The sequence below is a fragment of the Pseudomonas alkylphenolica genome (assembly GCF_016009175.1).
Taxonomy (GTDB): domain Bacteria; phylum Pseudomonadota; class Gammaproteobacteria; order Pseudomonadales; family Pseudomonadaceae; genus Aquipseudomonas; species Aquipseudomonas alkylphenolica_B.
The window spans coordinates 84210-105057 of record NZ_JADUCM010000014.1; the positions used below are offsets into that span (position 1 = coordinate 84210).

Here is a 20848-nt window from a genome sequence, read left to right on the forward strand (position 1 = left end):
CGATGACGGGTCTCCCGCGACTTTCCCAAATTAATGCAAACGATTAGCATTGGCAGATCCTAGCCTCCCTCCTTCGCAAACTCAATGTCGTCAGCGACCGGGCGCCCCAGACCCTATGCAAACACTCCGCAATTTCTGGCGTCTCGCCCGGCCTTTCTGGGTCTCCGAGCAAAAGTACCCCGCACTGCTGCTTCTATTGGCCACCGTGCTGATGACCCTGTGCCTGGTGGCGGTGAACATTCTCACCAACTTCTGGAACCTGCATTTCTATAACGCCCTGCAGACCAAGGACTACCCGGGGTTCCTGCTGGGCGGCCTGCAGTTCATCCTCTTGCAGGTCGCCACTACCGTGTTTACCGTCGGCGCGTTTCACTTCCAGCAAAAGCTGACGCTGCGCTGGCGACGTTGGGCCACCCACAACATGCTCGGCCAATGGCTGGACAGCCAGCGCTACCAGAAACTCAAGCTAACCGAAACCGACGTCGACAACCCCGACCAGCGGATCGCCGAAGACATCGACCTGTTCATCGTCAAGTCATTGAAGCTGAGCCTCGGGCTGTTGACCTCGGTGGTGTCGCTGTTTTCCTTCCTGCATATCCTCTGGCAGGCCTCCAGCCTGGTCAGCGTGCCCTTTGCCGGCCAGTCCTGGGTCGTGCCGGGGCTACTGGTGTGGATTGCCCTCGTCTACGCAGTGTTGGGCACGGGTATCGCCTTCTGGCTGGGGCGCGCCTTGCCGGGGCTCAATTTCATGCAGCAACGGCGCGAAGCCGATTTTCGTTTTGCGCTGATGCGCTTGCGCGAGAATGCCGACTCGGTGGCCCAGTACCGTGGCGAAAGCAGGGAGAACGCCCGTTTCAATCAACGCCTGGAGGCGGCGCTGGAGAACTTCTGGGCCCTGGTGAAGAAGCAGAAGCTGATCATGGGCTACTCGACCTTCTACCTGCGCAGTGCCACCGTCATCCCGATGTTCATCATGGCACCTCAGTTCTTCGCCGGTACCCTGCCCCTCGGCCGCCTGACCCAGATCAGTTCTGCGTTCGGCGAAGTGCATGCGGCGATCGCCTACCTGGTGGAGGTGTTCCCGGAGCTGTCCGCATGGAAATCGGTGATCGACCGGCTGGTTGGCTTTCAGGAGCGCCTGGACAATGTCGAAGTCACCTCCGGGGTCACATTGGGGCAGCAGCCCGACGGCCTGTATATCAAGCACCTGGATATCTGGCTACCCAACGGCCGGCGCTTGCTCAACGACCTCAACCTGTCCCTTGAACCCGGCGACAGCCTGTTGATCAGTGCGCCGTCGGGCGTTGGCAAGTCGACACTGATCCGTGCCGTCGCCGGGCTGTGGCCTCACGCGTGTGGCGCCGCGTTTTACGACCGGGAGCGGGCACTGGTGCTCTCGCAAAAACCTTACCTGCCGCTGGGCAACCTGCGTGAAGCGCTCTGGTACCCCATGCCGGCCCGTCGCGAAGACGATGCTGCGTTGCGCCTGGCCATGCAGCAAGTGGGACTGCAACACCTGCATGAACACCTGGATCAGGAGCGGGACTGGACGCAAACCCTGAGCGTCGGTGAGCTGCAACGGTGTGCCTTCGTGCGCGCGCTGATGGTTCGCCCGGCGGTGCTGTTCCTTGACGAGAGCAGTTCAGCGCTGGATACGGCGAATGAAGCGCGTTGCTATCAGTTGCTCAAACAAGCCCTGCCGCGGACGATTCTGATCAGCATCGGCCACAACGCAACGCTGGAGCGCTTCCATTGGCAGGTTCTGGAGCTGCACAGCGAGGTTCAGTGGGTGCATCGGAAAGTCGAGCAGCCTGTGTGAACCCCCTCTCGAAGGAAATGTAGCCTGTAGTGCACCCACTACAAGGGTTTCGTGATTCCCCTATTCTGCCGCGGCCTTTCCTGGCGCGATGATGCTCCTCGCAAAGGCGACATCGTCACGCCGAGGAGAACGTTGATGAACAGGTACTTTGATGAAATCGGCAAAAAGGTCCGGCAGGGTTGGCGCATGGCCCGCAACGCCGTTCGCGGGGTCGGCATCGCCGGGTATGGCTGGCGTGAGGCAGACGCCCGCCTGGCTGAGGCACTGGTAGAGCTTGAGCGGGAAAACCTCAGCTGGGCCATGCACGTGCATGACCGCCCCGCCGCTCAGGACCACAAGCGCAACCGGTAGGGTTTCGCCTTGCCCCTGGTTGCCGCTGCCCTCTGTGCCCGTGAGATGAGCACTGGCTGAACGACTATCATCAATGCCATCACCCTACGACCGAGGTAGCCAGGGACATGGCAACAGTGCTCATCATCGATCCACACCCGCTCAATGCCCTGAGCATCGAGTCGACCCTGACCCTGGCCGGGCACCGGGTTGTGGGCGTGGCACACAACGGGCTGGTGGGGCTGGATCTGATTCGCAGTGCAGCGCCAGACCTGATTGTCCTGGACCTGGAGGTCCCCAGGCTCGGTGGCCTGGACCTGATCAAGCGCATCGTCGCACGCAAAGGCACCACCCGCCTGCTGGTGTTCACCGCCCTGCCCGCCGACGTCTACGAGCCCCTTTGCATTGCCGCTGGCGCCGCGGGGTTCGTTGATAAATCGGACACGTCGACCGCGTTCAGCGATGCGGTCAGCAAAGTGCTGCGCGGCAAGACCTATTTTCAAGCCACGGCCTTACGCACCAGCGCGTCGGCCGACACGGCGCAGCAGCTGACAGCCCGGGAAATCACCGTGCTGCATTACCTGGCAGAGGGCTACCGGGTAAAACAGATCGCCGGGGAGCTGGCGCTCAGCGATCGCACTGTCAGTACCTACAAGTCCAGACTGCTGGAGAAAACCGGAACACATTCGCTGGTCGACCTGCTCCAGGTTGCCGCCAACCGGGGGTTGCTGGAGAAGAAGCTTGGCGCAGCGGACGCCACCGATGCCTCGCCGTCGGCAACCGAGCTGGACTTCAACGCCCTGCTCGACAAAATTCCCTTTCCCGTTTGCCTCAGGGCAACAGACGGCCGGATATTGGCCGCCAATCAGGCGTTTCTCGACTACCTCGGTTTAACCCTGGAGTCGGTGATCAATGCACGGCAATGCGACATCGGGGTAATCGACTCCGAACATCTGGAGTACGCGCGCAAGACGTTCAATGCAGCGGTGGAAAACCGCATTCCCTACATGATGGTGGTGGTCGTCAGCCTGCGTGGAGAGCGCCGGGTCCTCAAGCATGGTGGCTGTCCGGTATTTGGCCCGGATGGCGAACTTGTCGGCATGCTCTGCTCCTCCATTGATATCGGCGAAGAAGATAGCCAGATTCAGGTGCTTCGCGATCAGATGACCTATCGCTCGTCCATCTACAGCCGCCGTGGTGCGTACCTGATTCAGCACGGGCAGGAAGTCACGGGTTATATCAACAAAGCCAGAAGCATCGTTGCCAGTCATGCAGACAGTGACGACAAGCACGCCTTGCTCGGACTGCTGGAACACATCGGCGAAAGCGTGCGGATGATCGGCGAGATGGTCGACCTGGAGCAAGGCAATGTTCGCTACACCCCGTTCAATCAAGAACTGAACGCGCTCACCGAGAAAACCCTCAACGCCCTGACTGACTATGAAATGCCCCCCAGGGAATTCTTCAAGGCCTCCCCGGCCCCCTGGGGCTGGATCGACGCCACCCCTTATGCCAGCCTGCTCAAGGCGTTGATGCTGCATCTAAAGCATCAAGGCGCAGACCAGGTTTCGATTCACGCCAGCGCAATTGAGCTCGACGCCGGGCACCTCGACTGGACGTTGCAGGTAAGTGCCTCGATTGCTGCGAGCGTGCCCCGCAGCAATCCGGTGATTTATCTCGCCCTGGTAACGACGATCAGCGGTCTGCTGCAAGGTGACGTCGACATTACCACTGATGACGATCAACGCTTCGAGGCGCGGTTAACGTTGAAAGTCCCCATCGCCACCTCCCATCACCCCCATTAGCATCAGGGACGCACTACACGTCATTGCGTGAACCCACGCTTACCCGGTTTACGGTGCGGATCAATCATTTCTCCTAGTTGATACCTCTAGGAGAAACACCATGAAGACACATCCGAAGCCGGGGCTGGGACACCCTTGCGGTAGCCTTACCGCACTGTGTGTGGCCGTCGCGCTGGCCACCGCCGGGATCACTGCACCGGTGTCCTGCGCCGCAGCGGCCGACCTGCCCCAGGCCGGACAGGTAATCGGCGGCCAGGCCACGATCAAGCAGCAAGGCAAGCAGATGGAGGTCAACACCTCCGGCGCACGTACTGCCATCAACTGGCAGAGTTTCAACGTAGGCCCCGACCACAAAATCACCTTCAACCAGCCGGACGGCAAGTCGGTCACCCTTAACCGCGTGATGGGCAGCGACCCGTCGAAAATCTATGGCGCGGTGACGTCCAATGGCCAGCTGATCCTGGTCAACCCCAATGGCGTGTGGGTCGGCCCCAATGCGCACATCGCCTCCAGTGCGCTGATCGCCAGTGCCGGTTTTCTGACTGAAGAACAGGCCAGGCAATTCGCAGCCACCGGCAAGCTGGATATTCAATTGACCGGTTCGGTCACCAACCAGGGCCGCATCACCGTTCACGACAACGGCATGGTTGCGCTGCTCGGCGCCCAGGTGTCCAACGCCGGTGTCATCCAGGCCAGAAAAGGCACTGTACAGCTGGCCACCGGTCCCCAGGCGACCCTCGATTTCCACGGTGACGGGCTGCTCAACATCGCCGTCAGTGGCAACCCGGGGGAGCCTGGCAGCGTCAATGCCGATGTCAGCGGCGGCGTTCATAACAGCGGCGAAATCGACGCCGCGGGTGGTGTGGTGAGCATGAGCGCTCAGCGCGCCGCCAAACACCTGGATTCGGTCATCAACCTGGGCGGCAACGTCAGTGCCGACTCGGTCAGCAATGACGGCGGCACCATTGTGCTGGGCAGCGCCGCGCACACCAACGTCACCGGCAACCTCAGCGCCAAAGGCAGCAACGGTGGCTCGATCAAGGTGCTGGGCGATGCCGTCAATGTGGCTGGCAACGCCAGAATCGATGCCACCGGCACCCAGGGTGCCGGTGGCAAGGTGCTGGTTGGCGGCAGCTTTCAGGGTAAGAGTGCCGAGCCTGCAGCCAAATCCACCCATGTCGCCAAGGGAGCAGCGCTCAAGGCTGACGGCACAACCGACGGCGGACAGGTCGTAGTGTGGAGCGATGGCTCGACGCATTTCGCCGGTTCCGCCTCCGCCACCGGCAAGGCCCACGGCGGCGTGGTGGAAACGTCGGGCAAGCAACTGACGGTGACCGCGGACGCCAACGTCAACACCCGGGGCGAAAAGGCCAGCGGCACCTGGCTACTCGCCCCCCAAACCGTGAACATCAATGCAACCGGCGACGATAACCTGGGCAGCGGCTCGGTGGCGGCCAGTGCCGTGGTCAACGGCCTGGCGCAAGGCAACGTGGTGATCCAGGCCACCGAAACCCTCAACGTCAATGCGCCGATCATTGCCACCAACCTTGCGACGGTCAACAACGACGGTCGTGTCAGCTCCTCTACCCTGGCCCTGATCGGCGCAGGCAATGCCGGCCTGGTCAGCACCTTCGATGGCAACGACAAGAGCCATGCCAATGGAGCGGTCAACATCAAGGCGCCGATCCTGCTCAAGGACGGCAACCTCTATATCAGCGCCACCGGTGACATCCGCCTGATCGATAACGCCCCCGCCGGCAGCAGGGGTGACGCCGCTTACGGCCAGCGCGCGATCATCGACGTCGGCTCAGGCATCGCCTGGCTGAAGACGGCCAACACCGCGTCCATTTTCCAGCAGGCCAACACCGCGCTGATCGGCAGCAAGGTGGCGCTTGAAGGCGCCAGCGTGAGAATGGACAGCGGGCTGAACTTCGCCGGCGAGCTGGCGGGCAAGGCCAGCAACGGCATCTTCACCTTCAGCCAGACCAACGCCAGCGGCAACGGGCCAGACACCAGCAAAACCATTAGCGCGCCACTGACCGGCGAAACCCTCAGCGGCGTCAAAGCCTATGCCCTGACCCAGGTCGGTACGCAGGTGGTCATTGGCAACAATGAAACAGACCGGACGGTAACCCTGAGCCCTGGCAACGGCCAGACCTTCGACTACGTGGTATTCGAGGCGCTGAACTTTCATGACGAGAACGGCAACGAGATTCCCCAGGCCGATGTCCTGCGCTACCTGGACAGCTCCGACTACCTGATTTACGGCATCAGTTTTCGCGACACTGACAATGCACTCTGGCAGTTCAAACCGAACCCCGCTGACGTCAATGCGCCCATCGTCACCAGAAACGGCATTACCGTCGATGTACCGGTAGGCTTTTCCCTCAGCCCTGTTGGCGGAACACTGGCTGTCGGCGTCAAGAACCAGTACTTCGAAAACTACTGGGGCGTTGACAGCGAGTACATCCCGGGTGCGGCCAACCAGCAGGAGATCCAGTACAAACCCTCTACCGACACGTCCCAGCAGCTGATCTTCAAGCTGCAGAGTGAAACCGACGCGGTGCTGGCCCGGATAGGCTGGCTGGCCGACGACAAACCCTGGGTGCAAACCACCGATGGCAAACCGGTCACTCAGCAAAACCTGTTTGAAACGGCGCGGATGCAGTTTCTGTCTACCCAGGACAAGACTGACACCAACGTCACGATCTCCGGCAACCAGGCGCACATCATTGCCACGCCCGAAAACGTCAGCCGTGAGTATGGCGAGCAAAACCCGGCCCTCACCCAGAACATCCAGTACAGCGGTGCCACCACCGACCAGGTACGCGGCATCGACCAATACGTGGATGCCCGGCTCGGCAGGCCTGGCGTTATCCAGTCTTCGCCTTCCACAGCAGCCGACGCGCAATCCAATGTTGGCGAATACGCCATCAAGGGTGGCTTGAGTGGCGACGCATTCGCCCAGCAGCGCTACACCCTGCAGAACAACCCTGCCACCCTGACGGTCACGCCGGCGCAACTGACTGTCACTGCCAACGACAAAAGCAAGACCTATGGTGACAGCGATCCGGCGCTGGACTACGGCGTGTCGGGGGCAAAACTCGGCCACAACGCCGCCAACCTGCTGCAGGGCACGCTTGCCCGCCAAGCGGGCGAAGATGTCCGCACGCCTGGTTACAGCATCAATCAAGGCAGCGTCGGCCTGAACAACGACCAGGGCAGCAACTACGTCCTGCAGTTCATCGAAGGCACACTGACCATTACCCCGGCTGCCCTCACCCTGACCGCCGAGAACACCGGCAAGGTCTATGGTGACCTCGACCCTTCGCTCGGCTATCAACTCAGTGGCCTCAAAGGCCAGGACCAGGCCGGCGAGGTACTCAACAGCGGTGCCTTGCAGCGTCAGGCGGGTGAAGATGTCGTGGCCGGTGGCTACAACATCGGTCAAGGCTCGATCGGGCTCAACCAGGGCAAGGGCCAGAACTACATCCTCAGCTATCAGGCGGGCACCTTCACCATCACCCCCGCTACCCTTCTGGTGCGTGCCGACGACAAAACCAAGGTCTATGGGCAAGTCGATCCCGCACTGAGCTATCAGGTGTCCGGGCTCAAACGGGGCGACCAGCAAGCGGCGGTACTCAATGACGGCAGCCTGCAACGCGAAGCCGGTGAAACGGTAAAAGCGGGTGGCTATGCCATCGGCAACGTCGACCTGGCCAGCACCAGCCAGAACTACATCCTCAACTTTCAGGACGGTGTGTTCACCATCACCCCCGCCGCGCTGCAAATCGATGCCGGCGACCACTCCAAGGTATATGGCGAAGTCGACCCGGGCCTCACCTACCGGGTTAGCGGCCTGGTCAATGGCGACAGCGCCGCAGACGTCCTCAATGGCGGCGCCGTGCAGCGTGACAGTGGTGAAAATGTCGGCCGCTACAGCGTGAAGCAGGGCGATCTGGGCCTCAATGGCGGCAAAGGTGGCAACTACATTCTGACCTTCAACGACGGTCAGTTGGCGATCACGCCCGCCGAGCTGACGGTAACCGCCGATCACCAGACCAAGGTCTACGGTGACCTAGACCCCCTGCTGACCTATTCGGTGCAAGGGCTCAAGCGCGGCGACAGCGCATCGGCCGTTGTCGCGGGCGCGCTGGATCGACAATCAGGAGAAAACGTCAGGGATGGCGGCTACGCCATCACCCAGGGCAATGTCGTATTGAGCAGTGGCAACTACTCGATGGTGTTCAAGGAAGGCAACCTGCAGGTTACCCCGGCGCCACTTGACGTACACGCTGACAGTAAAACCAAGGTCCTCGGTGCTGCCGACCCGCAGCTGACCTACCAGGTCAGCGGCCTGAAAAACGGCGACACCGCGGCTGTCGCCCAGGGCTCGCTGCTACGCGCCCCCGGCGAAGACGCAGGCGCCTATGGCATCGGTCAGGGCCAGGCCTATCAGGCCGGGACCAACTACACCGTGACCTTCCACGACGGCACCCTGACCATCACCGGCCCGCTGGCGCCGATTGTTCCGGTATCCGTTGAGCCCGCGCCGGTCGGCCCGCTCCCCGTCGAGCCTGTACCCAACGCGGTACGCCAGGTCGTGCCAGTCACCGCGCAATCGCCGGGCAACACCCGTTGCACCGCCCTGGAGTCGCCTTCGGCGGTATCCGCCAACTACTCGGTTACCCCGGCAGTGGCCCGCACCTATGCCGTGCAACTGATCTGCAAACCACGCGCCTATGGCGACACCAGCAGCACCGTCCCGGATCTCCAGGACGTGCTGGATTACGCCAACAGCCACTTCAAAGACGGCAAGTTCATCGTCCCGGACTGGAATCGCAGCGTCATTCCCCATGACCTGCAGGCGCCCCAACAGGGAGGTAAATAATCATGAACACCCATCCCTCACGCTTGACCCGCCTGGCGGTAGCCGTGCTTTCCGGCCTGCTGCTGGCAGCACAGGTACAGGCCGCGCCGCTGGGACAACTGAACCCCGGCCGGGTCGAAGTGCCCGACCGTAGCGGCGCACGCACGTCTGCAACGCAAATGCCCGAAACCCTGCAGTTGCCAGCAACCTCGGTGACCCCGCAACAGGAGGAAATGCCCGGGGAAATGACCGCGCTGCCAGCCGACATGCCGCGCTTCAAGGTCAACAAGGTGACCTTGATCGGCGTCACCAGCTACCCCGCCGGTACCTTCAACCCGGTGGTGGCGCGCCTTGAAGGCAACCGTGTCAACCTTGCCGAGATCAATGCGGTGATCGACACCATCACCCAACGCTACCGCAAGGCGGGCTTCCTGCTGGCCAAGGCGTTCGTGCCGCAGCAGCGCCTCGAAGGCGGCAACCTGACCATTCAGGTGTTCGAAGGCAAGATCAACCAGGTTGCCTTCAGCGGCCCAGGCAACCAGGCACTGGAACGCTACGCCGACAACATCCGTCAGGAAGTCCCGCCGACCAGTGCCACGCTGGAGCGCAACCTGCTGCTGATGAACGATGTTTCGGGTAACGACAGTCGCGGCACCCTCAAGGCCTCGCCACTGGAAGCCGGGACTGACCTCGCCGTCGCAAACACCCAGCGCAAATACGAAGGCTTTATCGGCTTCGATAACCGCGACAGCCGCTACTTCGGGCCCTGGCAGGTCTACGGCGGTATCGGCATCAACGACCTCAGCGGTCGCGGCGATCACCTGGGCATTCGTGCCGGCAGATCCGTTGAAGGCAACAAGATGACCTTTTTCGAAGGCCAGTATGAATTGCCCGTGGGCAGCCAGGGCGATGTCCTCAGCCTGCTTGCCCAGCACAACGACGGCAACGCCGATACCTACTCGTTCCTCAACGCCAACAGCTCTGGTGACACCCTGGCGGTGCGTATCACCCGGCCGTGGATACGTCAGCGCGACGAAACCTTCAAGACTTCGGCAGCCTTTACCTATTACAACGGCAAGTCCGAGTATTTCGACGACCCGCACCACTCACCGTCGAGCGACGACCGCATACGTGCCGTGCGCCTGGGCGCAAGCTACGACTTCATTGACAGCTATGGCGGCAGGAACCTGGCCAAGGCCGAGTTGAGCCAGGGCTTGTCGATCCTGGGTGCGAGCAACGAAAGCCGGCAGAACCCGTCACGCGCAGGCGGCGAAACCGACTTCACCAAACTGCAGCTCGATGCCCAGCGCTTGCAGGACCTGAGCCGCCTGATGGACGGATTGAACCTGTACCTGGCCGCCACTGCGCAAACGTCCTTTGGCCAGGCGCTGCTGTCGCCAGAACAGTTCGGCGTGGGCGGCAGTGAGTTCGGGCGTGGCTACGACCCTTCGGAAATCACCGGTGACCGCGGCTTTGCGCTGAAAACCGAGCTGCAATACAACCGCATCCACGCGGTTCCGACCCAGTACTACGCCTTCTGGGACGTCGGCAAGGTGTGGAGTGAAGACCCCAGCTGGGAGACTGCCCAAAGCCTGTCCTCAGCCGGTTTTGGCGCCCACCTGCAGGTGTTCAAAGACACCTACGTGACACCGGAAATCGCCTTTCCGCTGACCCGCCCGGTGTCGGCCGAAGAGCTGGATGACGATAACGGCAAGGCCCCGCGCCTCTACATCAACTTCCTCAAACTCTTTTGATGCCGGTGAGGCGAATGCCCGATTCGGGCATTCGCCTGGAGGACTTCACATGACAAGCCACTTTGAAATCCTGTGTACCATCCGTAGCGCCTCGTTCAACGACGAAGCCGCCGCCGAGCTGTTGCGGGAACTGGGGCGCCTGGCGTTGACACCCAGACTGGCCCGACGCGTCAACGACATCGTTGCCCACCTGGAACATGACGCCAAGGCACTGGAAGCGCTCTACACGGCACTAAGCACGGGTGAGCAGTCACTAACCCCACGGGAATACCACAACTAGGCAGTAGTCACCCGGAGCTGCCATTGAGCCAATCGGACTGAACTTCAGTGTGCACACAGTTTCCTCTGCTTATATCAGGCACTTCGCTGCCTCATTACCAGGAGGAACAGCCGATGAGCCCACCCGCCGTAGCCCTTTGCGTGCATGAGGGGAATCTGAAAACGCGCTATGAGGCGCTGTTTGAAGGCAATACATCGGGCAGTGCGTCGTGGCTCGACGTTCAATTGCGTCAGGCCGACAGGCTTGAGAATGAGCTTCCCGCCGATCCTCACACCCTCGCCCACTGGACCGCGCAACGCGCCGCCAACGTTGCCCAGCAGTACGCCAGCTACCTTGAAGAACGCCGCGAAGGCGCACCCCGGCAGTATTTCAGCAACCACGCCCATGCCCTCTATTTCCTCCAGCAGGTCGCCCCGACCAAAGCGGTTGATGGCGCGTGGCTTTATGGTGCACTGCGCCACTGGAGCGATCCCCGCTACCATGGCCTTATCCGCACCTACCTGGAGGAACTCGGCGACGGTAATGCGGCGTGCAACCATGTGCTGATCTACCAGCGCTTGCTCGCCAGCCTGGGCTGCCACGAAAGCCTTCCCTTGGCCGACGAGCGCTACCTGCAGGGCTCGTTGCAACTGGCGCTGGGCTTCAACATGGACGCCTTCTTGCCCGAAGTCATTGGCTACAACCTTGGCTACGAGCAACTGCCGCTGCATTTGCTGGTGACCGCGTTCGAACTGGACGAACTGGGCATCGACCCGCATTACTTCAGGCTTCACATCACCATCGACAACGCCAGCACCGGGCATGCCCACAAGGCCGTCCAGGCACTCCACCAGCTGTGGCCCCGCGCCGATCAAGGGGACTTCTATCGACGCATCGCCAGAGGCTATCGGCTCAACGATCTGGGCCTGGGCGCGGCTGACATCGCCGCCGGTTTCGACCTGGAACAACAGCTACTGCAAGCCTTTGAGCGCAAGCGCAGCTTCGGCAGGCTGATGCACTCGGACTATTGCCGTCTTGAGGGACGCACGGTGAACCAGTGGCTGGCAGAGCCGGGCAGCATCGCAGCGTTCTTCGCAGCGCTTCAGCGCAAGGGCTGGATCAGACGCGGGCAGCCCCCCGCCGACAGTCGCTTCTGGCAACTCGTCGACGGGCCGACCGCCGTGATGTTCGGTGTGTTCAGCCCGTATGAAAAGCAGCTGCTGCACGACTGGATTGCGGCTGACTGGCAACCCGCGCACCGACCGCGTAGAGCAGCACACGCCGTTGCTGGCGTAGACGCTGATGAATCACTTGGGCAGGCGGTGCCGCTGGAGCAGCTCATTACTTGCATGGAAGGCGCCCAACACGCATTGCCTCACGGTCTGGCGGCTACCCGGCGCTATCGCCAGATAACCGGTTTGAGTGGAGGTCTCTTCTGATGCAACTGACCGACCAGCAACTTCAGGCCGACAGGGCCCTGCTTCAACTGGGGCGGCGCCTCAAGGCCGATGGCTATGCCTTTACCTGCGTAACCCCCGCTACCCAGCAGCGCAACCTCGAGCGTACCCGGGCCTCGGCGCATAGCTTGCGCGATGTGTTCGGCTGGAACCGGCCCTTTTCCCCCGACAGGCTATCCCCCGATGAACTGGCACAGATGCGCCTGGCCGATATCCTTGAACACCAGGGCACTGACCTGCGTAGCACCGTGCGTTTTTCGACGCTGGGCGAATGGCTGTTTGTCCATTCAGGCTATCCCACTACTGCGGCCGATGCCGTGTTCTTCGGGCCTGACAGCTATCGCTTTGCGCAGGTAATCCAGGCACATTTGCAGCGCAACCTCACCCCGGTCGACCACGCAATCGAGATAGGCGCCGGCACCGGTATCGGCGCCATTGTCATTGCCGCCGCTCGCCGCAACGCTCAAGTGACAGCCGTTGACATCAACGATCTGGCCCTGCGGTATACCGCCATCAACCTCTCCCTGGCGGAACTGGCCAATGTCTCGCTAGAACACAGTGATGTACTGCGAGGTGTCACCGGCACTTTCGACCTGATTGTCGCCAATCCGCCCTACATGCTCGATGCGAGCGAGCGCACGTACCGTCACGGCGGTGGCAAACTGGGTGAAGGGTTGTCGCTGCGGATCGTAAGGGAATCCCTGCCCCGGCTGACGCCAGGAGGCACCCTGTTGCTCTACACTGGTGTGGCCATAGTCGAAGGCCAGGACCGCTTCTACAACGCGCTCCAAGACATGCTCGAACTGCCCAAATGGGCATGGTGCTATCAGGAAGTTGACCCTGACGTGTTTGGCGAGCAGTTACTTGAACCCGGCTATGGGGACGTCGAGCGTATCGCCGCCGTGGCACTTACCGTGACCTGCCGCGAATGAAGCCGGGATTCGGTATCGAGGAAGAGTTCCTGTTGGTGGACCTGGACAGCCTCCAGGTAGTCGCCGAGCCGTCTGCTGCAGCCCTGAACGTGTGTCGCGAAACGTTCGGCCGGCATTTTTCCCAGGAAATGTTCAAGAGTCAGATCGAACTGGTTTCACCGGTCTTCTTCACCATTCCCCAGGCGCGCGATTTCTTGCGCAGCCACCGTCAACGGCTGGCATCCAGGCTGGCGCCACATGGCCTGGGCATCTGCGCGGCCGGCAGCCATCCCTTTGGCGGTTGGCGAGCACAGCAGCCAGCCCCTGGCGAACACTACCATCAGCTTTTCGAAGATCACCGCCACGTAGCCCGGCGCAGCCTGGTGTGCGGCCTGCACATCCATGTGGGCATAGACCCCGACCATGACCGGATCCCGTTGATCAACCAGTTGCTGCCCTGGTTACCGCTGTTGCTGGTACTCAGTACCTCGTCGCCCTTCTGGGAAGGGCAACCCAGCGGTTATCGCAGCTATCGTCGTGTGCTGTGCAACGAATGGCCGCGTATGGGGCTTCCGGAGCCCTTGCTCGACTGGAATGACTACCAGCGCTATCTGGATCTGCTGCACCGCACCGGGGCGCTCAGGCCGGAGTCCGATTGTTGGTGGCTCATTCGCCCTTCGCGGCGCTACCCCACTGTGGAATTGCGTATTGCCGATGGTTGCCCGCACCTCGAAGACAGCCTATGTATCGCCGACGTATTCCGGCAAATGGTTGACCACTGCCTGGAGAGACCGGCATCAAGCGCCCGGCCAACCTGTGAGACGCTCTGGATTACCCAGGAAAATCTCTGGCGTGCCATGCGTGACGGCCGTGACGGCTGTTTCATCGACCCGGTGGCGCAGGCGCCGATCTCGGCTCAGGCGTGGCTGCTGCAACTGCAGGCCCGGTTCGCGATCGCGGCGCAGGCGATGGAGTACGCCTTGCGCATCCTCACCAGAGGCACCAGTGCTGATCTCCAGTTGGCGGTTTACGAACGCGCCCTGACGCAAGGTTTCACTCAGGAGCATGCGCTGAGCCATGTCGTAAACGAGTTGCTGCACACCAGCGCTGCTCTGGACGAAAAAATGGCATGAGCCGCTTGTCGGCGCGTCATGCGCCGCAATCGTTTGACAAGGTGTTGTTTTTATCCGGCTTCGCTAGATTTCGTTGAACGAGCTTACGGCTCCGATCAGATGACAATGCCCTGAAGCGGAGGATTTTTCATGGTCAGGTCGCAGCCTGTGGATGCTCCCTTGCAAACCCTGCTGCTCGAACACAATGAGTGGGTGCCCAATAATCCTCGCCTGCCGGTACTCATTTACATCAAAGCCATTACTGCCAACGGTTGCGATCCGGCGGTCAATTTCGAAGAAACCTTCAGCAACAATGGCTGGCCGCCGCAATGGCGCTCTGGCGTGTACGACTATCACCACTATCACACCCAAGGCCATGAAGTGCTGGGTGTCGTCAGCGGCTTTGCTCACCTTATACTGGGCGGCCCGAAGGGCCGGATGCTGGAGGTCAGCGCGGGCGACGTGTTGCTGTTGCCCGTCGGTACTGGGCACTGCAATGCACAGTGCAGCGATGACTTTCTCGTTGTCGGCGCCTATCCGCCCGGCCAGCATGCCGATACCTGCTGTCAGGCACCCAGCCAAGAGCAATTGTCGAGCATTCTCTCTTTGCCGTTTCCAGAACGAGATCCGGTTCAGGGGTTGAATGGTGCAGTGTCCCGATACTGGGGAGTGACCTGGCCGCCAATCGTCCATTCTTGAGCGGCAATAGCCTCACATCAGGCAATAGAAGTCACTGAGCTCTGCGACGATCTCACGCTTGGCGTCGTACAGCCTGGCCTCGGGGGTCAAGGCCATCGACCGGGCCTCCAGCACATAGTGCTGGCCCGCCTGGAAATGGTCATAGCGCAGGGTCAGGTAGCAGACCCGTTCCGTCGGGCCGCCCATCTCGCCATTGCCGCCACCACCGCCGCCACCTGTTTCGTAATCGAACCGCACCATCAGCTCATGGCTGCCCGGGGAGACCTGGAAAAACCGCCCGTCGCGCAGGCGCTGTTTGTCCAGACGCTCGGCCAACAGCAGCCTGTCATTGGGGAACGGCATCGACAAATCGACCCAGGCCATCTGTGGATTAGCGACGGGCATAGGCGCCTGGCAACCTGCAACAACACTGGCTGCAAGCAATAACATCATCCTGCGCATGATAAATGCCCCTGGGGACTGTTTATTCAGAATAGCGCCGACCGACCACGTCGGCCGCCCTCCCTCCAGCTATGCTCACACAGCACGCGGTGAAAGCCGCTTTTGGCGTTCCCGGAAAAAGAGGGCCCAGGATGCGACACAGGCTGTTGCCCATAAATTTGCGCGGGCTGATTTTCTTCGTCGTCATACTGTCTGTACTGGCCACCCTCGCCAATGGCCTGATCGTCGCCTATCGCATTCAGCGCGACGCATTGATCCACTCGACGCTGGACGCCAACAGCGCTTATGCGGCGAAAGTGGCGTCCAGCATTGGTGACTTTCTGCTGGCTGCGCAAAGTCGGCTGAAATTCAGCGCCGAGGTCTTGTCGGCCCATTGGGACGACCCTGCCGTCATTCGCGCCGAGGCCATGCGTTTGCAGGCCCAGGATGCGGATTTCAATTCGATCGTGATTGTCGATGACAAAGGCAAGGTCATTCAGGCCTACCCCGATACCCTGCAGATTGTGGGTTCCACGGTGCGCCCCGATGGGCTCCAGTTCGTTCTTGCCAAGCAGCGGCCCTTGATCAGCGGCGCCTACGTGTCTGTAGGCGGTAATCAGGTAGTGGCCATTTCGCAGCCCATATTCAACGCGTCCGGGCAGTTTCTGGGGGCAATTGCCGGCTCCGTCTATTTGCTCAAGCAAAGCACGCTCTACAGCGTTATCAGCAACCACTTCCATCAAGAGGGCACATCGGCCTGGGTGACCGATGGTGATCGGCGCCTGCTGTACCACCCGGACCAGAAGCGCATTGGTCAGGAGGCAAACGGGAATGCCGCGGTGGCGGTGGCCCTGCAAGGCAGCAGCGGTTCAATGCAGCTAAACACTGATACCGGCGACTCAATGCTGACGGGCTACGCGCCGGTTCCCCTGGCAAACTGGGCGGTAGTGGTACAGCTACCGGCCGACCGCGCGCTGGCCACGCTAGGGCAACTGCTCAAAGAAGTGTTCCAGGGCATGATCCCCGCCGGCATCATCGGCTTTGGCCTGGTATTCGCGGCTGCAGCGCTGATTGCGAGGCCTTTGCGTCAACTGTCGGCCATTGCCCGGCAGTTGTCGACGACGGACACCATCACCCAACTGCAACGGGTTCACGCCTGGTACCACGAAGCGTCATCGATTCGCCAGGCCATGCTCACCGGCGTGCAGCTGTTGCAGCAAAAGCTTGGGCAGCTCGCCCAGGAAGCGCAAAGTGATCCGCTGACAGGCCTGGCCAATCGTCGGGCAATGACCGACGTGCTGGAGTTGCTCGAACACGCCGAGCAACCCTATTCGCTGCTGCTTCTGGATATAGACCACTTCAAGCGCGTCAACGACTCCTTTGGGCACGATGCTGGCGACAGCGCCCTGCAGTTCATCAGCGAAATTCTCAAGCGAAACTCCAGAGCCGGTGATCTGGCATGTCGCTACGGTGGCGAAGAATTCGTTCTGGTCTTGCCCAGCACATCCAAGGAGGTGGCCATTGCCATCGCTGAGCGTATTCGCGAAACCGTCGCGGCCAGTGAGGTGCCCATCGTGGGGGAACTGACCCTTTCCGCCGGGGTTGCCTGCAGGGGCACGGAGGCTTCAACCCCGGAATTTGTACTCAGGCAGGCAGACGCATGCCTCTATCGAGCCAAAAGTGAAGGACGCAACCGGGTGATTTCATAACCCGGCCGCTCGTCAATCGCACTGAACGCACGGGGTTTCCCGAGGGTCGCACGATAAGGGTGCCCTGCCCTGCGATCAAGGAAACCGTGATGAGGAAGGCAGCGTGAGCGAGATCCGCACCGGCGAACGCGTCACCGAACCCGGTGTCGGCCCGGCCACCACGGTTCAGCGTTTGAACGTGCTGACAATCAACGTGCACAAGGGCTTCACCCTGTTCAACCGGCGTTTCATCCTGCCGGAGCTGCGTGAAGCGGTGCGCGCCACCGGGGCCGACCTGGTGTTCCTGCAGGAGGTGCATGGCAGCCACCAGGGCCATGCCCGGCGCCACGCAGCCTGGCCGCAGGCGCCGCAGTACGAATTCCTCGCCGACAGCATGTGGCCGCAATTCGCTTATGGGCGTAATGCGGTGTATCCCCATGGCGACCACGGCAACGCGCTGTTGTCCAAATTCCCCATCGTTGAACACCGCAACCTCGATGTCTCGATCCATGGCAACGAGCAACGTGGTTTGCTGCATTGCCGCCTGGACGTCCCGGGGCATGAACAGGTGCATGCGGTCTGCGTGCACCTGGGGTTACGCGAGGCGCACCGGCAACGCCAGGTGCGTTTGCTGCTCGACCTGCTGGACAGCCTGCCTGCCAAGGTCCCCGTTATCGTCGCAGGCGATTTCAACGATTGGCGCCTGAAGGCCGACACCGTGCTCAGTCAACGCCTGGTGGAAGCCTTCGGTGAGCACATCGGCACGCCGGCGCGCAGCTTTCCGGCGCGCCTGCCACTGCTGCGCCTGGACCGCATCTACCTGCGCAATGCGATGCCGCTTAACGCCCAGGTGCTGTCCAGTTATCCCTGGTCGCACCTGTCCGACCATGTCCCACTGGCTGCGGAGATCAACCTGTGAACAGGCCTTGGGTAGACGGCAACCGCGTCGCGCTGCTGATCAACGGCGAGCAATACTACCCCCGGGTGTTCGAGGCCATGGCCCAGGCGCGCGAGGAAATCCTCCTGGAGACCTTCATCATCTACGACGACAAGGTCGGTCGACAGCTGCAGCAGGTACTTGTCGACGCCGCGCGCCGGGGCGTGCGGGTGGAAATGGTCGCCGATGGCTATGGCACGGCCGATTTGCCGGACGCGTACATCGCGGCAATGACCGAAGCCGGCATCCGCTTTCACGCGTTCGACCCGCAACCGCGTCTGGCCGGCATGCGCACCAACCTGTTCCGCCGCCTTCACCGCAAGATCGTGGTGATCGACGGTCAACTGGCCTTTATTGGCGGGATCAACTACAGCGCCGATCATCTGGGGGATTACGGTCCCATGGCCAAGCAGGACTATGCGGTGGAAGTAGAAGGCCCGGTAGTCGCGCAGGTGCATGCGGTGAGCCGCCGGCTGATGGCGCCGGTGCTCGACCCGCCCAGCCAGGTGCGCCCGGCCACTGAACCGGCCGGGGCGGCCAGTGCGGTACTGGTCGAGCGCGACAACGGCCGCCGCCATGCCGACATCGAAGTACGTTATCTGCAGGCGTTTCGTGCCGCGCGCCAGCGCATCGTCGTGGCCAACGCCTATTTCTTTCCCGGTTACCGGCTGTTGCGCGAGCTGCGCAATGCCGCGCGGCGTGGTGTGGACGTCACGCTGATTCTGCAGGGACAGCCGGATTTGCGCTGGGTGCGCGCGTTGTCCCGCTTGCTGTACAACTACCTGCTGCGCGACGGCGTGCGCATTCACGAATACTGCCAACGGCCGCTGCACGGCAAAGTGGCCCTGGTCGACGATGAATGGTCGACGGTGGGTTCAAGCAACCTCGACCCGTTGAGCCTGTCGTTCAACCTGGAAGCCAACCTGCTGATTCGTGATCGCCCCTTCAATCAGCAACTCTATGAGCACCTTGATTCGCTCGCGAACGAGCAATGCAAGGCCGTGACCCTGGAGCGCATGATTCGCGGCTACTGGTGGAGGGCACCGCTGATCTTCTTGTGTTTCCACCTCATACGGCATTTTCCGCGTATTGCCGGCTGGCTCCCGGCTCACCGCCAGCGGCTGTGCTCGTTGCAGCCCGACATCGAAACGCAGGGCGATCTGCACGAGGGCAAACCCTGATGGCGCACAAACCCTGGCACACCTGGGCCAAGCGCTTGCTGACCTTGCTGTTCGTCGTACTGATCCCGGCACTGCTGTACATGCTGGTGCGCAACCTTGACTGGAACGAAGTGCGCCAGTCGCTGGTCGCCTACACACCAGGCACCCTGGCCATCGGCCTGGGCCTGGCGCTGTGCAGCTACCTGACGTTTGCCAGCTACGACCTGCTGGCCCGGGCCTACACCGGCCACCACCTGCCGGCGCGCCAGGTGCTGCCGGTGGCGTTCGTCTGTTATGCCTTCAACCTGAATTTCACCACCTGGGTCGGCGGTGTGGCCTTGCGCTACCGGCTGTACGGCCGGCTGGGCCTGGATACCGCAACCATCACCCGGATCCTGACCCTGGGCTTGCTGACCAACTGGATGGGCTACCTGCTGCTGGCCGGTACGGTATTCGCCCTGCGCCTGGTCAAGGTGCCGGAGCGCTGGGCCGTGGGCGCGACCGGGTTGCAGATGATCGGCGTGCTGATGCTCGTCATCGCCCTGGCGTATCTATTGGCCTGTGGTTTTGCCAAACGCCGCACCTGGCACGTGCGCGACCATGAAATCACCCTGCCCTCGCTACGCCTGGCACTCTGCCAGGTGGCGCTGGGCGCCAGCAACTGGGCCTTGATGGCGGCGCTGATTTACTGGCTGCTGCCGGGCGACCTGTTCTACCCGTCGATACTCGGTGTGTTGCTGATCAGTTGTGTGGCGGGTGTAGTCGCGCACATTCCTGCCGGGCTGGGGGTGCTTGAAGCAGTGTTCCTTGCCCTGCTCCACGGCCAGCTCGGCCAGGGCAGCCTGATCGCGGCGCTGCTGGGGTATCGCACGCTTTACTACCTGATGCCCTTGGTGCTCGCGTTGGTCACTTACCTGGTGCTGGAAAAACGCGCCCGTGCGATGCGCAACACCGCCTAGCCGCCGCGATGTACCTATAGCGACCGCGTCTTCGTTCTTCGCGGGCAAGCCTCGCTCCTACAATCTCATGGCGAAATCGGTTCATCGGCCGAGAAGCAACACCGCCTAGCCCAAATCTGTAGGAGCCAGGCTTGCCGGCGAAACAGGCGCCGCGATGTACCTATAGCGACCGCGCCTTCGTTCTTCGCGGGCAAGCCTCGCTCCTACAACCTCATGGCGAAATCGGTTCATCGGCCGAGAAGCAACACCGCCTAGCCCGAACCTGTAGGAGCCAGGCTTGCCGGCGAAACAGCCGCCGCGATGTACCTATAGCGACCGCGTCTTCGTTCTTCGCGGGCAAGCCTCGCTCCTACAGTTTCAAGGCGAAATCGGGTCACTGGCCGGAAAGGTCTCTTCCAGTGCGTTGTCGACGTGATGTTCGCTTGGCCGCATCGCCGTGCCACAGTTGCAATCGCTCATCCGGCACGGTTCACCGCTCTTGTGCCCGGACGCGCAGGCTTCGCAGCAATAGGCCTGGCCGCCCTGCATCAAGGCATTCTGATCCACCACGCATGAACATTCGGGGCAGGCACAGCGTTGTTCGTTCATGGTCGTTTCCTCACCTATTCATGTGGCTCACATCCGGTCGACCATCGCCTACCAACAAAAGTTTGAACTCATTTCCCTGC

At 61.6% G+C, this 20848-nt stretch carries 16 protein-coding genes; 14 read left to right on the top strand and 2 right to left on the bottom strand.

Going from position 1 to position 20848, the window contains the following annotated elements; genetic code table 11:
* The first annotated feature begins 115 nt into the window (after positions 1 to 115).
* The 10 genes from I5S59_RS14240 (at position 116) to I5S59_RS14285 (ending at position 15016) form a co-directional block, all read left to right on the top strand.
* Positions 116 to 1819: an ABC transporter ATP-binding protein/permease gene (locus I5S59_RS14240; RefSeq protein WP_197877189.1), complete on the top strand. Its 1704-nt coding sequence runs from the start codon at positions 116 to 118 to the stop codon at positions 1817 to 1819.
* 135 nt (positions 1820 to 1954) lie between these two features.
* On the top strand, positions 1955 to 2170 hold the full coding sequence (locus tag I5S59_RS14245; RefSeq protein ID WP_197877190.1) for a hypothetical protein: 216 nt from the start codon (positions 1955 to 1957) through the stop codon (positions 2168 to 2170).
* 107 nt (positions 2171 to 2277) lie between these two features.
* On the top strand, positions 2278 to 3954 hold the full coding sequence (locus I5S59_RS14250; RefSeq protein WP_197877191.1) for a LuxR C-terminal-related transcriptional regulator: 1677 nt from the start codon (positions 2278 to 2280) through the stop codon (positions 3952 to 3954).
* Between the two features lie 100 nt (positions 3955 to 4054).
* On the top strand, positions 4055 to 8845 hold the full coding sequence (locus tag I5S59_RS14255; protein ID WP_197877192.1) for an MBG domain-containing protein: 4791 nt from the start codon (positions 4055 to 4057) through the stop codon (positions 8843 to 8845).
* A 2-nt stretch (positions 8846 to 8847) separates the two neighbouring features.
* Positions 8848 to 10578 carry a ShlB/FhaC/HecB family hemolysin secretion/activation protein gene (locus I5S59_RS14260; protein ID WP_197877193.1) on the top strand — a complete coding sequence of 577 codons (1731 nt, stop codon included), beginning with the start codon at positions 8848 to 8850 and terminating at the stop codon, positions 10576 to 10578.
* Positions 10579 to 10627: 49 nt separating this feature from the next.
* A complete protein-coding gene (locus I5S59_RS14265) occupies positions 10628 to 10858 on the top strand; it encodes a hypothetical protein (protein ID WP_197877194.1) in 231 nt (76 codons plus the stop codon).
* Positions 10859 to 10971: 113 nt separating this feature from the next.
* Entirely contained in the window at positions 10972 to 12276 is a 1305-nt protein-coding gene (locus I5S59_RS14270; protein ID WP_197877195.1) for an iron-containing redox enzyme family protein, read from the top strand.
* Complete coding sequence (locus I5S59_RS14275; RefSeq protein ID WP_197877196.1) at positions 12276 to 13226, top strand: methyltransferase; 951 nt, start codon at positions 12276 to 12278, stop codon at positions 13224 to 13226. The genes I5S59_RS14270 and I5S59_RS14275 overlap by 1 nt, the downstream gene beginning before the upstream one ends.
* Positions 13223 to 14338 carry a carboxylate-amine ligase gene (locus I5S59_RS14280; RefSeq protein WP_197877197.1) on the top strand — a complete coding sequence of 372 codons (1116 nt, stop codon included), beginning with the start codon at positions 13223 to 13225 and terminating at the stop codon, positions 14336 to 14338. The genes I5S59_RS14275 and I5S59_RS14280 overlap by 4 nt, the downstream gene beginning before the upstream one ends.
* Before the next feature lie 129 nt (positions 14339 to 14467).
* Entirely contained in the window at positions 14468 to 15016 is a 549-nt protein-coding gene (locus I5S59_RS14285; protein WP_197877198.1) for a cupin, read from the top strand.
* Between the two features lie 12 nt (positions 15017 to 15028).
* On the opposite strand, the gene I5S59_RS26450 is transcribed toward I5S59_RS14285, so the two are convergent.
* The gene (locus tag I5S59_RS26450; RefSeq protein WP_232239757.1) at positions 15029 to 15457 is read right to left on the bottom strand and encodes a hypothetical protein; all 429 of its coding nucleotides are present in this window, start codon (positions 15455 to 15457) and stop codon (positions 15029 to 15031) included.
* Positions 15458 to 15588: 131 nt separating this feature from the next.
* Here I5S59_RS26450 and I5S59_RS14300 point away from each other — a divergent pair, with 131 nt between their 5' ends.
* From I5S59_RS14300 to I5S59_RS14315, 4 genes are all read left to right on the top strand, one after another.
* Positions 15589 to 17145, top strand: a complete 1557-nt coding sequence (locus tag I5S59_RS14300) for a sensor domain-containing diguanylate cyclase (RefSeq protein ID WP_197877201.1) — start codon at positions 15589 to 15591, stop codon at positions 17143 to 17145.
* A 112-nt stretch (positions 17146 to 17257) separates the two neighbouring features.
* The gene (locus I5S59_RS14305) at positions 17258 to 18043 is read left to right on the top strand and encodes an endonuclease/exonuclease/phosphatase family protein (RefSeq protein WP_197877225.1); all 786 of its coding nucleotides are present in this window, start codon (positions 17258 to 17260) and stop codon (positions 18041 to 18043) included.
* Positions 18040 to 19242 (top strand): cardiolipin synthase ClsB, encoded by a 1203-nt coding sequence (clsB, locus tag I5S59_RS14310; protein WP_197877202.1) that lies wholly within the window; start codon positions 18040 to 18042, stop codon positions 19240 to 19242. The genes I5S59_RS14305 and clsB overlap by 4 nt, the downstream gene beginning before the upstream one ends.
* Positions 19242 to 20180, top strand: a complete 939-nt coding sequence (locus I5S59_RS14315; protein ID WP_197877203.1) for a lysylphosphatidylglycerol synthase domain-containing protein — start codon at positions 19242 to 19244, stop codon at positions 20178 to 20180. Before clsB ends, I5S59_RS14315 begins: the two co-directional genes overlap by 1 nt.
* A 357-nt stretch (positions 20181 to 20537) precedes the next feature.
* On the opposite strand, the gene I5S59_RS14320 is transcribed toward I5S59_RS14315, so the two are convergent.
* Entirely contained in the window at positions 20538 to 20768 is a 231-nt protein-coding gene (locus I5S59_RS14320; protein ID WP_197877204.1) for a metallothionein, read from the bottom strand.
* Positions 20769 to 20848 lie beyond the last annotated feature (80 nt).